This window comes from Alicyclobacillus sacchari, from assembly GCF_004366795.1.
In the GTDB taxonomy this organism is placed as follows: Bacteria; Bacillota; Bacilli; order Alicyclobacillales; family Alicyclobacillaceae; genus Alicyclobacillus; species Alicyclobacillus sacchari.
In genome coordinates, this window is record NZ_SORF01000016.1 from 7223 (window position 1) to 20515 (window position 13293).

General features: G+C 46.4%; 15 protein-coding genes. 12 read left to right on the forward strand and 3 right to left on the reverse strand.

Features of this window, described 5'->3' with window-relative positions:
• Positions 1-59: 59 nt before the first annotated feature.
• Positions 60-437 (reverse strand): hypothetical protein, encoded by a 378-nt coding sequence (locus C7445_RS12635; protein ID WP_134160858.1) that lies wholly within the window; start codon positions 435-437, stop codon positions 60-62.
• A 799-nt stretch (positions 438-1236) separates the two neighbouring features.
• On the opposite strand from C7445_RS12635, the gene C7445_RS12640 reads away from it, so the two are divergent.
• The 3 genes from C7445_RS12640 (at position 1237) to C7445_RS12650 (ending at position 3772) form a co-directional block, all read left to right on the forward strand.
• On the forward strand, positions 1237-2244 hold the full coding sequence (locus C7445_RS12640) for a GTP pyrophosphokinase (RefSeq protein ID WP_134160860.1): 1008 nt from the start codon (positions 1237-1239) through the stop codon (positions 2242-2244).
• Positions 2245-2510: 266 nt separating this feature from the next.
• A complete protein-coding gene (locus tag C7445_RS12645) occupies positions 2511-3170 on the forward strand; it encodes a hypothetical protein (protein ID WP_134160862.1) in 660 nt (219 codons plus the stop codon).
• A 32-nt stretch (positions 3171-3202) separates the two neighbouring features.
• A complete protein-coding gene (locus C7445_RS12650; RefSeq protein ID WP_134160864.1) occupies positions 3203-3772 on the forward strand; it encodes a hypothetical protein in 570 nt (189 codons plus the stop codon).
• Between the two features lie 304 nt (positions 3773-4076).
• On the opposite strand, the gene C7445_RS12655 is transcribed toward C7445_RS12650, so the two are convergent.
• Entirely contained in the window at positions 4077-4454 is a 378-nt protein-coding gene (locus C7445_RS12655) for a hypothetical protein (protein ID WP_134160866.1), read from the reverse strand.
• Between the two features lie 635 nt (positions 4455-5089).
• Here C7445_RS12655 and C7445_RS12660 point away from each other — a divergent pair.
• From C7445_RS12660 to C7445_RS12675, 5 genes are all read left to right on the forward strand, one after another.
• Entirely contained in the window at positions 5090-5272 is a 183-nt protein-coding gene (locus tag C7445_RS12660) for a hypothetical protein (protein ID WP_067621149.1), read from the forward strand.
• A 101-nt stretch (positions 5273-5373) separates the two neighbouring features.
• A complete protein-coding gene (locus C7445_RS12665; protein ID WP_067621150.1) occupies positions 5374-5646 on the forward strand; it encodes a YbaK/EbsC family protein in 273 nt (90 codons plus the stop codon).
• Positions 5633-5773, forward strand: coding sequence for a YbaK/EbsC family protein (locus tag C7445_RS14910; RefSeq protein ID WP_268884393.1), 141 nt, complete (start codon positions 5633-5635; stop codon positions 5771-5773). Before C7445_RS12665 ends, C7445_RS14910 begins: the two co-directional genes overlap by 14 nt.
• A 275-nt stretch (positions 5774-6048) precedes the next feature.
• Complete coding sequence (locus C7445_RS12670; RefSeq protein WP_067622857.1) at positions 6049-6492, forward strand: 2-thiouracil desulfurase family protein; 444 nt, start codon at positions 6049-6051, stop codon at positions 6490-6492.
• A gap of 146 nt (positions 6493-6638) precedes the next feature.
• Positions 6639-7301 (forward strand): hypothetical protein, encoded by a 663-nt coding sequence (locus tag C7445_RS12675; protein WP_134160868.1) that lies wholly within the window; start codon positions 6639-6641, stop codon positions 7299-7301.
• 456 nt (positions 7302-7757) lie between these two features.
• Here the strand turns inward: C7445_RS12675 and C7445_RS12680 are convergent, their stop codons facing one another.
• Complete coding sequence (locus C7445_RS12680) at positions 7758-8066, reverse strand: hypothetical protein (RefSeq protein ID WP_134160870.1); 309 nt, start codon at positions 8064-8066, stop codon at positions 7758-7760.
• A gap of 1362 nt (positions 8067-9428) precedes the next feature.
• Here C7445_RS12680 and C7445_RS12685 point away from each other — a divergent pair.
• The 4 genes from C7445_RS12685 (at position 9429) to C7445_RS12700 (ending at position 13287) form a co-directional block, all read left to right on the forward strand.
• Positions 9429-9875 carry a helix-turn-helix domain-containing protein gene (locus tag C7445_RS12685; protein WP_166669140.1) on the forward strand — a complete coding sequence of 149 codons (447 nt, stop codon included), beginning with the start codon at positions 9429-9431 and terminating at the stop codon, positions 9873-9875.
• Between the two features lie 76 nt (positions 9876-9951).
• Complete coding sequence (locus tag C7445_RS12690) at positions 9952-10917, forward strand: hypothetical protein (RefSeq protein ID WP_134160874.1); 966 nt, start codon at positions 9952-9954, stop codon at positions 10915-10917.
• Between the two features lie 241 nt (positions 10918-11158).
• Entirely contained in the window at positions 11159-11737 is a 579-nt protein-coding gene (locus C7445_RS12695; protein ID WP_134160876.1) for a restriction endonuclease subunit S, read from the forward strand.
• 11 nt (positions 11738-11748) lie between these two features.
• On the forward strand, positions 11749-13287 hold the full coding sequence (locus tag C7445_RS12700) for a type I restriction-modification system subunit M (protein WP_134160878.1): 1539 nt from the start codon (positions 11749-11751) through the stop codon (positions 13285-13287).
• Positions 13288-13293 lie beyond the last annotated feature (6 nt).

Genomic DNA, 13293 nt, shown 5'->3' on the forward strand with positions numbered 1-13293 from the left:
ATAGGTTAATGAAACATTTCGTGCTCCATTTCAGATTACATATACCTTTAAACAAAGGTTCAGTTTCTATCAATTTTTTTGTCAAGCTTTGCTTCAATCAGAGCCTTCATGTCTTGTGGGCTGTCCACACCGACAACGATGACTTTATAAAGGCGATCCCCGATATAGTAGTCGTTCAATGTGAGGGAAATAACCTTGTCAGGATGCTCATAAGACAGGAAGTACCAATCCTCTCCGTGCCAGAAGTGTCCTTCCTGAATATCTCCGATGGAAGTACCACCTAACCGAATGAGCGATTGTAAGTTTGGAGCGGCGGTATCCACTCTTGCAATGAACTTGTAGGGAATTACGATTTTACGCTTAAGCGCCGCAATACTTGTCATTCCCGATAAACGAATCGTCAGTGCATCTTCGCCAAGTTCGATTTTACGAGGCATGGAATCACTCCATTTTCAGTTTGAACCCAATTTATCACGATGTCACGATTTGCTCAGCCGTTTTTATGTCTGAGGATGTTCGAGGGCGGAGAGCGGTAAGGGCAGAAGATGGGGTTGAGTTGAACAAGGTTAATGAAGTGTATACATAAATGTCGCAGGTTATGGATACATAAACATTTCCATTATCATAAACGGTTGTGTTTGTGTTTTTGGAAGATGATATATATTTCTTCCTCGAAATCCTCTGCCCGAATTCCTTCACCAAATCCGATTGATCCAACGCTATCCATCTGCTATGCTCAAGTTGCATGGCTCCCCGCGCGTCACGGAGAGGTTAAACTGAGAATATGGCGCACAGGTATGGATGAGAGTTATGTGATGAGTAATGAGGGCAAAGGGCGGTTCTTGATCCTAATCCCGTTTAAAAAGTCGTGCGACTCTCTGCCATCAAGTGGGGACTGAAAAAAGAACAGAATCCATACCGCACAGGTAGGATTTCAAGAGAGACAACGGGCGGCGGAGAGCCGCCTTTTTGATACAAGTGCACGGAGTCATAGCAGGCTTAGATGCCCATCCTCCGTCTGCCCTAATAGGAAAATGCAGGGGTAAAGGGGAGTACATGTCATACGTTGCCTGGCGGTTACTGACATTGGTTTCTGTATGGGAGATGAAGGTTCTATGGGTAAGCTGATAGAATTCCCTCATCGGGAAATCCAGCCAGCGATTTAGTGGTCCAAGGTTGTAGCTGGATCAGTGGTTCAAATCATGGTATCGCATAAGTGGAACGAGGTGCTATTCATTGTTATTAGAAACCGCCAAAGAAGCCTACGATGGAATGCGTTCAGTGTACGAAGACTTTTGTCTGTTTCTTTCACGAGAACTCTCTCAATTGGTTGATAATCAAGGAGTGAAGCTGGCGGTACCAATTCATTTTCGTGTAAAGACATGGGATTCGATTGTTGAAAAGTACCAAAGGAGAAATATTACTGAATTCTCTCTTGATCAGATTTCAGATTTAGTAGGTCTACGTATCGTTGTGATGTTTTCAAGTGACATTAAACCTGTTCTGGATTCGATTTCACAGTCACTTGTCGTGACTCAGGTGGAGGATACTTCGTCACGACTTGACGAAAGTCAATTTGGATACGGTTCTGTTCATTTGCTGGTGTCTCTGCCTGACCATTGGACAGATGTTCCCACAAACGTTCGATTCAAGGGACTTTCCGCCGAAGTTCAACTAAGAACAATGTCTCAACACACATGGGCGGCGGCTTCGCATTCTCTTCAATACAAGCACGAACAAGACGTACCGAGAGAATTACGGAGATCGATGACCCGTATCGCCGCGTTGTTAGAGATTGTGGACACCGAGTATGAGAGATTACTACATGAACGTGAGCAGTATCTGCAACAGATTAGCTTGGAGCAGAGCCAATTAAACGTCGATACTCTACGACTGCTAACAAATGAATATTTGCCCCAAAGGAACGAGGATAGTCCAGAAGATTATTCCGAGTTGCTCGAACAAGTGCTTTTCATGGGAATTAGAACAACTCACGAATTGAAGACTGTTTTAGAGAAAAATGTTAACCAGGCGATTGAGCATGACGTAGATACTGCACGTAAAATTGTTAATGGAGAGGCACCTGAATTGAATGACTACTTGGAACGAGCGAAACGAGGTTATTTCCACTCTAAGACTGGATTGGTTCGGTATATTTTAGAACTCGAGTTTGGTACTGAAAAAGTTATGGAATACTGGGACTACTTCTACGCAAAATACGCGCCCCTTGGAGATAATGAGTAGATACTTGAGCGAGCTACAAGGGACGGAGCAGGGTATGAAATCGTCGGCAAAATTACTCCTTATGCTATAGGTTGACGGATGACGTTACGGAAGATCGTAGAATCTTCTTGCGCTATCGTGGGTGAATGTGCGGGAACCATGGGGCGTCCAAACTGAAAAATATGAAAATGCGGTATACTGCAACGCCGCATTCTTCTGGATTTTTCAGTTGCGAAAGACAAACGACGGCAAGGCATAAGAGGACGTTTGTTAGGCGGGGCGATGTTATGGACGAGGGTTCCAAGTGCGACGAATCTGTACCCTCAAAGAAAGTCAGAAGAAGTGAATTCGTCCGCGAAATCGTGGAACGCCTGTTTGACGGTTGCAGTGTAACGTTTACGGTTCCGCATCATGTGGGAACCAGTCTGGTGCACGCCATATCACAAGGGTTGCAAGAACGCGGATGCTATACATTGCAGATAGACCTGTCTGATATATCCACTATCGAAGAACTGGCGATTCAACTGTTCCATGGAGTTCTCCAATTACGCACAGGGGTCAGAGTCTTTTCGGACAAATCCATGGACGGCTTGTCGGAGTATCTGTCGCGACCTGAGATCAATGCCAAACTCCGAGACCTTGTGGACGTACCATATTTGCAGAAGCTTACAGAAAGCCCTCTCGCACTGTTGGATGAAGGTGTGAGTCTCCTACAACGCATTCCAGAAGAATCGGACACGCGGCTGGTTGTATGGTTTCACGAGTTTCAGGTGATCCACAAGATTGACAATCTCTTGCTGAAGCGACTCCGTGCTCTCTTCCAATATCAGTCCCATGTTACCTATGCGTTTGTTGGAAGCGATCCCAACTTGATGCGAACTCTGTTTGCAGACCGACACCAGGCATTTTATCGGTTCGCGACGATACTAAAGTTCCCAGGCGAATGAGCAAGTCCGAAGGGATTGGAGGGTGATGGCCGATGCTACTGCAAGGCGTAGTGACTAAGACGGACGTTGTGTCGAATTTTGACGATTTTATCGATGCGGTAGTTGGTGGCAAGCCACAGGCTGTAAAACGGGATGGAGATGTCATCATCGCCATATCCCTGGGGCAGATGCTGGAGTTACTCACCGCCTATCCCCTGAATTACGAATATGAGGTTGATGAAGATGGACGTTTCGCAGGTTCTATTTGCAAAATCGAGTTAATCGTGGCGGATGGAGCGACGGTGGAAGAGCTTCGACTCAATCTGGCGAATCAACTGATGGAATATGCAAAGGACTACATGAATGACTTCTCGCGCTACTTCAATGCCCCAAACACTCGACCCCATTTCCCATATGTGCTCCGTGTTTTACTCGAAGACGACATCGAGGCTGTTGCCTCCACGTTACGTAGCGTTGCTGAGGATAGCGGGGAAACAGGGAGTGGTGGGCATAGTTCACTTGGATGTGTGGTGGATTACATCGAAAAGCACAAGACACGGCACTTCGGAAAAGTTATCGAGGATAACAACGCTATCTTGAAAGCGCAGGAGGACAAAAACTGAGGTGGTTCAAAAAAGAAGAGGTTGTGTAAATGTATACATTTAAGTTTAAAGTTTCGTAAACATTTTCGTTTGTTGTTCTGGAATTTGATTTGTTTCCTCTGAAACTATCACCTCCTTGACCCTCAATAACTTGCTTTTTCCCAGTCGGGAAGCGCCTGAGGATGCGGTAGATATGACGGGGTACAGATACGGGAAAATAGATGATATGGGCTGATAGGTATTCGACAAATGTAAACATTTATGGTTCAGGTTAATGAAACATTTCGTGCTCCATTTCAGATTACATATACCTTTAAACAAAGGTTCAGTTTCTATCAATTTTTTTGTCAAGCTTTGCTTCAATCAGAGCCTTCATGTCTTGTGGGCTGTCCACACCGACAACGATGACTTTATAAAGGCGATCCCCGATGTAGTAATCGTTCAACGTGAGTGAAATAACCTTGTCAGGATGTTCATAAGACAGGAAGTACCAATCCTCTCCGTGCCAGAAGTGTCCTTCCTGAATATCTCCGATGGAAGTACCACCTAACCGAATGAGCGATTGTAAGTTCGGTGCGACGGTCTCCACTCTTGCAATGAACTTGTACGGAATCACGATTTTGCGCTTAAACGACGCGATACTCGTCAAGACCGATAAACGAATCGCCAGTGTATCTTCGCCAAGTTCGATTGTACGAGGCATGGAATCACTCCATTTTTGGTTTGATCCCAATTTATCACGATGCCACGATTTGGTCAGCCGAAAAAATGTCGGACGGTGTTCGAGGGCGGGGAGTCGTACAGGTAAAAGATGGGGGGGTGGTTGGATAGGGTTAATGAAACGTATACATAAATGTCGCAAGTTATGGATACATAAACGTTTCCATTTTCATAAACCGTTTTGTTTGTGTCTTTGGAACCTGATACGAATTCCGTCCCTTGAAATCCTCCGCCCGAACCTCTTTCTTTCATCCCACCCATATGCTATGCTCCAGTTGCAAGGCTCCCTGCGTACCACGGAGAGTTTAAACCGAGAATATGGTGCACAGGCGCGAGATAGAGACCAGGAGAAAAAGGGATGGAGGTTTTTTCGCTCTCTTGGAAAATCTCTACCACTTTATAAAAAGCCGTGTGACCTACCACCGTTAAGCGTAGGAACCCAGGTTGAATCATCTGGGAGCAATAGAAGCGGAGATCCCCTGCCGTTGGATTGAAGTGGGGCTGAAAAAAGATTTGTCCGAGGGTGGCGAGATGCCGCCTTTTTTGTCATATCAGGGGACTATGAGCAGGGAGTAGGCGTTTCTTTGCCCGCCTTCCCTGGGAAAAGGGGATAAATCCATGTATGAAAAGCGAATAGCAGGGGAAGTTGTGAAGCTCCTCACTGCCAATGAACTCTATGGATTTTTTGATAAGCCTGAAGATAATGGTGACTTCGTTTTGGACTTGAAAGCGGCAAGAGAAGAACGGACGGAGGAGATTCTGAGGAATAACTGGATGAAAGAGCGAGAAGAGCAGGATTAAAGGCAGAATACACGGGTGTAGGGATTAAACGGGGCAGAGCCGAACATCTACAGCGAATATTCAGGTTGAGTGCATTATTTTGATGTTGGGAGCGAACTGACATGGCGAACCCATTGAAGGATAGTTCAGAGCGAGTACAGAGCAAGTTCTCCGAGTTGGGGTACACCAACAAGGTGGTGGAATTACCTGACAGCACACGAACCGCCCAGGAAGCCGCAGATGCCATCGGTTGTGAAGTGGCGCAGATTGCAAAATCCATCATCTTTCGTTTGAAGAACTCGGACAGCCCCTTATTAGTGGTTGCCAGTGGGGTCAATCGCGTCCATGAGAAATCCCTTTCTAATCAGCTAAACGGATACCTTGCTAAAAGCTGATGCGAATTTCGTCCGTGAACGCACAGGGTTTGTCATAGGCGGGGTTCCACCGCTCGGTCACAAGGAGACCATCACCACCATCATTGACGAAGACCTCTTTCAATACAACACCATCTGGCGGCGGTAGGACATCCGAAGGCAGTATTTGATTTAACGCCCGATCAACTGGTGGAAATGACCAGGGGAAGGGTGATGGCGATAATCTAAAGTTGGTGGGGACAAGTAAGATAGGGTGAATTCCGACGTTGCGAGGCGTGTGTATGGATGGTGTATGTCAAATGTGTTTTATGCGTGGTACGCTTATTGCAGAAACGGGCAGGTTAGTGACAAAAGAGGATACGATAAATTTCCTTCGAAGTAGTTAGTATATGTCTAATTTTGCAGTAAGAGAGGACATTCATCATGAAAATCGTGAGTGCCTGTTTGGTCGGTTGTAAGTGTAGATACGATAATCAATCTGCTTTACATTCAAAAGTCGAGAATTTAGTTCAAAGTCGTCAAGCAGTGCCTGTCTGCCCTGAGCAATTCGGAGGACTCCCGACTCCAAGGAATCCTGCAGAGATTGTAGGCGGAGATGGATTTGATGTACTTGATGGAAATGCCAAGGTTATCGATAGTGAGGGGAATGACGTCACACAGGAGTTTATTGACGGGGCTTACCGAGCACTAAACGTTGCACAGACTATTGGGGCAACAACAGCCATTCTTAAGAAAAATAGCCCCTCCTGCGGAAGTGATTTGATATACGATGGGTCTTTTTCTGGTATGAAGAAGGAAGGGGTGGGCGTGACCGTTGCTCTATTATTACGTAATGGACTAACGGTTACATCCGAAGATGGCGATTAACAAGGGGGTCTCATAGGAATTGCTCTTGAACAAACGGAGGCAAATGTTTAAGAAGCTTGACCCATCCAAACTGTTATGGCGATATATTGCAGTCCTTATTCGCACTTTTAAATTGCGAAAAATGCGATTGGGGGTGAATACGACATATGGATGACGATATGACGAACCCTCACGAGGGCATTGCGCCCGCACCGCCTGCTCAATATGACCGTTTTGTACGGGAGCTTGAAGAGCGGCTATATGATGGTTGCAGTGTCACATTCACGCTTCCTCATCATAGTAGCACCTTATTGGCGCGCGGTGTTTTGAGCAGGCTGGAAGCGCGGGGATGCTATACGGCTGAGATAGACCTGTCTAACGTCTCAACGATTGAGGAATTGACGCTTCTATTGTTGCAGACGGTTCTTCAATTACGTATTGGCATTAGCGCCTTACCGAACTCCTCCCTAAACGACTTCATAGACAGTCTGTCCCGACCTGAGATCCGTGCCAAAATCAAAGACGTTGTGGACATACCATATGTGCAGAGTGTTAAAGAAAGCCCTCTTGAACTCCTGGACGAAAGCGTAAGCCTCCTGCAACGCATCCCAGAACAATCGAAAGCGAGGTTGGTTGTTTGGTTCCACGAATTTCAGGTGATCCACAAGATTGACGACCTCTTGCTGAAGCGGCTCCGTGCCCATTTTCAATTCCAGTCCCATGTGAGCTTTGCGTTTGTCGGAAGCAACTCTGACCTCATGCGAACGCTGTTTGCCGACCAAGACCAGGCTTTCTACAGATTCGCGGTGATGTTGCAGTATCCAGGGTGATTAGGGTGATGAAAGGGAGCAGTTCCTTCATCACCATGGAGCATCCGTCCTAATCCGCCTACTGCACCCATACGGCGATTGCCTGCACGACCGCCACTATCAATATCTCAAGGTACATCGCATCCACAGGACGGGGGGAATCGTGTGCTTCTTATCCAGCTTTGGGAGGGGTATGGGGGTGTTTGTAAACCTATAGGAGAAAACGTGAAAGAGATAGAAGTAAAACAGCAAAAATGGCAAGGGATTTGAGATAACCCCTCCATACACCGCCCACTTTCTGAATACAATCCTCACTCCCCGTGGATGGTGGTGAATGGGTAGCGAGCACAGGCGGGAAGTCACGGAGTAGGGGTTCGCGGCTCAGACAGCAGATGTACGTTTTGTTTGGAATCTAATCTGAGGTATCCAATGTAGGGGATTGATGCGCCCTCAGACCCGAAGCCCGTGTACCAAACATCACCTTTTCCGCCGTTGCGATGTCAACTCCAGAGTCACCCTATTTCGCCATGCCCAGCCACGAAGTTCCTGAATCACTTTGTCCGTATCCGCAAGACTGAACGAAATCGAAAGCGGGTATTTGCGTTCTTTGAAATACAATAAGAACGTGGAACTCCGCTCAAGCACCCGAATTTTCCTTACGTCTTCTGCTGTATACGTCTTGTCACCGAATATCAGTTCACTATCCGCTATGCTGAGTCTCGGATATTTAAACGCGAGATAAAAGGCGGATCCGACCCAGGCAAGCAGATAAACAGAACCAATCATCCATACTATCACCTTGTACGGATGAGGTAGGCTATTTCCGAGAGGCACCCAGATTATAATCAACGTACCGAATGGCGCAACGGTGGGTACGGCGTTCACTTTGTATCCGACTGGAATCACCCCCAACAAACCAGATTCTATTTGATTCTGAGCTTGCAATCCAGCCTTATGTTTACGATTAAATATCTGTAACCATTTTTGCTTACTGTTTTGGAACTTGAAATGTTTGTTTATCCCGTCGAACCCATCTCCTCGTTCAACTTTTCCTTCACTGCCTGCCTTTCGGTGAGTACGAACACAAAGTCTGAAATTCCTTGTGGCAATAGCGGAGATCGACCCAAACAACATACGGAAAACATAAACCTACATATGTATGAAAAACGTATAGGAAATTACTGGGGGCAGAGGGATCGAACCATCGAGGTTTCTTCGAAAGTGGAAGGGCAGGCAAGTGTAAGGGGGTCATCTCCAGTGCCGAAGGTAGTGAAACTGCGGCGGTATTGATACCTGAGATAAGGGAAAAGATGTGTCTCAATCAGTGCACTGGGACATGAGAGCATTGACGGGAGAGCGTGGAGTCGATGGCAACATTTTGGTGGGCGGAGGTCTAAAAGCCCACAAAACGCTAAGGGTGACTCCTTGTGCAAAGGTGCCTGCTTCGACCTGTTTGGTTTGCTTGCGATGAAGGACAAAATCGTGTATCAATCAACGCCTTCGCGGTGGGAGAATGGAATTAGGCAACAGCAACGTACTTAACCGCAAGTATGCAGGTTTGCAAACACCACAAGAGAGACTGCAACTCCGTGGCACGCTCAGTAATCCCGTGACTTGTGGAGTAGACAGCCATCGTAAGAACCCCGAATGAGTAGCTTCGCCATCATGAGTGTGAGCCAAAGTAGACTGAACCCAACGTCCCATACGCCCCTGAACGGTGGATGCAGTCTCGACTTTCCCCCCCCCCCCCGTGCGGTTTGTGACAGCCCTTCAGCGTTGGGCAACCGTCCCATGGAACGGTTTGATGTTCAGCAAATGTAGAAGTTTATGGTTTCATTTATGTAAACATATCAGGTTCAGGTTATACGGCTGTTTATGTTCGGGTTTATGGATAAAGCTATGTTTTGTCCGCTGGAACGACGTATTAACTTTGAGATAGTCCTTTGCAGTCGAATACCCTGCATTCTGGGTCCCGTTTCTATCATCCTTCGCAAAACGCATTTCTGTCCTGACTTCACTTTCCCTGAAAACTCCGCCCTTCTTGCAACTTTACCATTGAATAATTCGAGAGCCTCAAAACTATAAAAAAGGGATTCACCAATACACCAGGATTCCCTTTGCGGGAAACATTGCAGGAGGCGAACAGATTTGAGAGACGATCATGGCAAGCGTGAAATTCCCGATTCAGTAGGGGCGAGGATTCGGTACTTGCGAAAGCAACTCAATCTCTCACTCAAGGACTTGGAACGTATGACGGGGGTGTCACCGAGTTACATCAACCGACTTGAGAAGAATCACAGAAAAGCTCCCAGCGTGCCAATTATCTACAAATTGGCTCCTGCTCTTGGGGTCTCACCTCAAGAACTCATGGAGATGACCGAAGAGGAACAAAGAGAAAAAGATGTAATCGAGCTTGTGCTCACACACCATTACACCATCTGCAATGGTATTCAAGCGACTCAACCCATGAAGGACAGTCTCGCTGAATTGTTGCAAACTGTGATGAGTAGCGACCTCGACGGAAAGAACAAGGTGCGGGACAGCATCGTGATCATCGAAAAGGTTCGGGAGTTCCTTAGACTGATTCGGGAATGACCGTGAACCAGGCAGAGAGAACTCTTCAATTCGGGTTCTCTCTCTTTCTACAGGATGATTACAGGAGGCTGATGTTATGAGTCTAAAAGGAAGCGAACGCGAGTTCATTTTTTCACTGTATCTGAAGGAACACAAATCTATTCTGGAGGATGTGGTTGGTCGTGGGTTGACCGATCTGTTACTCGAATCATACTGGCAAGGCTACAAACTGGACTTGTTAGGTTACGACAGGGCGATGGGAGTTCCAATCATTACCGAAGTTTGGTTGGGTAAAACGGCTGGTTATCATCAGGAACGGCTCCTGAATCTGATCGATACAATGGATGAAGGAATGTTGCTTTATCTTACACTTGGTTTCCAGGTCAAGCACGTTCGCGAATTGGAGCAACAAGTAGGTAGCTGTGAGAAACCAATTAAACTGCTGTTGGTTCGGATCAACGATCAGCTCATGGAGCCACTTGAGAAGCTCAACTCCATGCACAAGTTGAAGATTTACGGCTCCCTGGGGTTGTTGGGCGAGGTTCCGAATCTACTTCGGGTCGTCAAAACCATTGAACATCCGCTATACAAGCAACTTAGCCCGAAGCCCGTTCCAAACAGCCAAGAATTCGACTTCACGAAGCGTGTAGACGTGAATCGATACCTGCTTTTTCGGTTGCGGGAGGCTGTGCCCAATTTCCTGACATTGCAACGAGAAAAGCACTTCGTCGAGGATAACGCCACAATTATCCTTGGCGGTGGGCGTACAGGCATACAGTTCTACATCTCAGCAAGGAACAGAAGAAACCAGGCATTTGCGGAGTTGCGATTTGACGAATCGAACACCGAGTTATTTCATCTGTTCGCGGCAAAACCGTGGTTGTTGCGGGAAAAGATCGATGAAAGGATCAAGGCGCAAGACAATACCATCGGGTGCTATTTCAAAGCGTTTGACACGGTGGAAGCCACAGTGGATGAATTGGTACAGATTTTCAACAGGATGATCAAACACATTAGCTATCCGTTGTTCGACATCCTGCAGTATGAGAATCAGATGGCGTGATAACGCAGGGAACGAGGGCAAAGGCGTTGGGAAACCAACGCCAATACATAAAACACCAGCCTCAGATGCCTGTTTGTGCAAATACTGCCCACCCTCCTCGGCTCTTCCTCCTCCCTATATGTTGATTCACTCGTAAGGTTGGTAAATTATACTTGACCACCAAGAAATAATGTTATATGGTTTATTTGACGACGACATCGAAAATGATAAATGGTGTATTTAACAAGGGAGGAGGGTGGGAATGAAGCTTGGTCAAGTTGCAGGGATTAAGACAGGGCTGGTGTTGACCAGAAAAAAAGCGGAAGTGGACTACGATGTTAAAGCACAATATCGGTTGGTCACGCTGAAGAACATCAATCTTGACGGAACATTCTCCGATGAGCCGTTCGAGTTGTTTCAAAGCAACGACGAGTTGGATGACGACCATTTCACTCAGGTTGGTGACATATTGGTTCGGTTGAGCCATCCGTATACGGCGGTTTACATACAAGACAAACATGAGGGGCTACTGATACCGTCGTACTTTGCCGTGATTCGTTTAGAGTCAAGTGGTATCGTACCCGCTTTTATAGCCTGGTATCTGAATACCGAACGTGTGAAAAATGGACTGCTCCGACACCAGACGGGGACGAACATCCCCACCACCAACAAAAGTGCTCTTGCACAGGTGGATATCCCTCGTGTGCCGATTGAGAAACAGCGCATGATTATTGAACTTAATGCTTTGCACCAAAAGGAAATAGGGCTTTACCAACAATTGATTGCGGAGAAACAGAAACTCAATACGTTATTGACTTATACGATTGCGAACATACGTTGAGGAGGATTTCCATGGCAGACCAGCAAGAGAATATTCAAGGTAAGATTAACAACATTCTTTGGCAAGCCTGTGACACCTTCAGGGGCAAGATTGATTCCAGTATCTACAAAGACTACATCCTTGTCATGTTGTTCGTGAAGTATCTCAGTGACACCTATAAAGAGAGGTTGGATGAGTACAAGAACCGTTACAGGGGTGACGAGGAACGGATCAAGAGGGCGATGTCGCGCGAGCGGTTCGTCTTGGACGAGATTTCGACATTTGACTATCTTTACTCGCAAAGAAATAACTCTGAAATTGGCATGATTATCAACAAGGCATTAGAGCACCTGGAGAATGAGAACACAGGTAAATTGCGTGGCGTGTTCAGGAACATCGACTTCAATTCAGAAGCGATTTTGGGCAAACCGAAAGAACGTAACGCCATGCTCAAGACTCTCCTGGAGGATTTCAACAAACTCGATCTGAGACCCTCTGTTGTCGGTCACGATGATATTATCGGCAACTCGTATCAGTACATGATTGAGCGGTTCGCCTCTGATGCTGGAAAGAAAGGCGGGGAATTCTTTACTCCATCTATGGTCAGCGAACTGTTAGCGAGATTAGTTAAGCCACAGGAGAATGATCGCATTTACGACCCGACGTGCGGATCGGGTTCGCTCTTGATTCGCGTAGTTAATCAAGTACCGAATCGGAAAGTGGCTGTCTACGGGCAGGAGCGCAATGGTCAGACCCACTCATTGGCGTTGATGAATATGTACCTTCACGGTATTGACGATGCGAAGATCCTGTGGGGAGATACGTTGTCGAACCCGCTTCATCTGGAAGATGGTAAGCTAATGAAGTTTCAGGTGATTGTCGCAAATCCTCCTTTTTCCCTTGATAAGTGGGCAATGGGTTTTAGTGCTGACAAAGCTGATGACGACAAACCGTTTAAGATGGAGGCAAGTCTCGACCCGTATCGTAGATTCGAATGGGGGGTTCCGCCAAGTTCAAAGGGGGATTATGCCTTTGTCCAACACATGCTTTACTCTCTGGCGGAAAATGGACGGATGGCGGTAATTCTCCCTCATGGTGTGCTGTTCAGAGGGGCAAGTGAGGCGAGAATTCGTAAACAGATCATTGATCTGAACCTGCTTGATGCAGTGATTGGCTTGCCAGAAGGGTTGTTTTTCGGAACAAACATACCTGCTTGTGTGATGGTTTTCAAGAAGAACCGAAGCAGACGTGATGTCTTGTTCATTGATGCGTCGGGAGAAAATCATTACGAGAAGGGCAAAAATCAAAATCAATTAAGGGAGTCCGATATTAGGAAAATCGTCGAAACCTACGATGCGTTTAAGGTTGAGGACAGATATTCCTATGTCGCTTCAGTCGATGAGATTAAAGAAAATGAGTATAATCTCAACATTCCGCGATATGTGGATACGTTTGAGGAAGAAGAACGAGTGGATATGAACACAGTGAAAAACAGCATTTCGAGTATCAAGAATGAACTGGCACAAATAGAAGAACAGATGAGTAAATACTTGCAGAAGCTTGGATTGTAGGTGAGA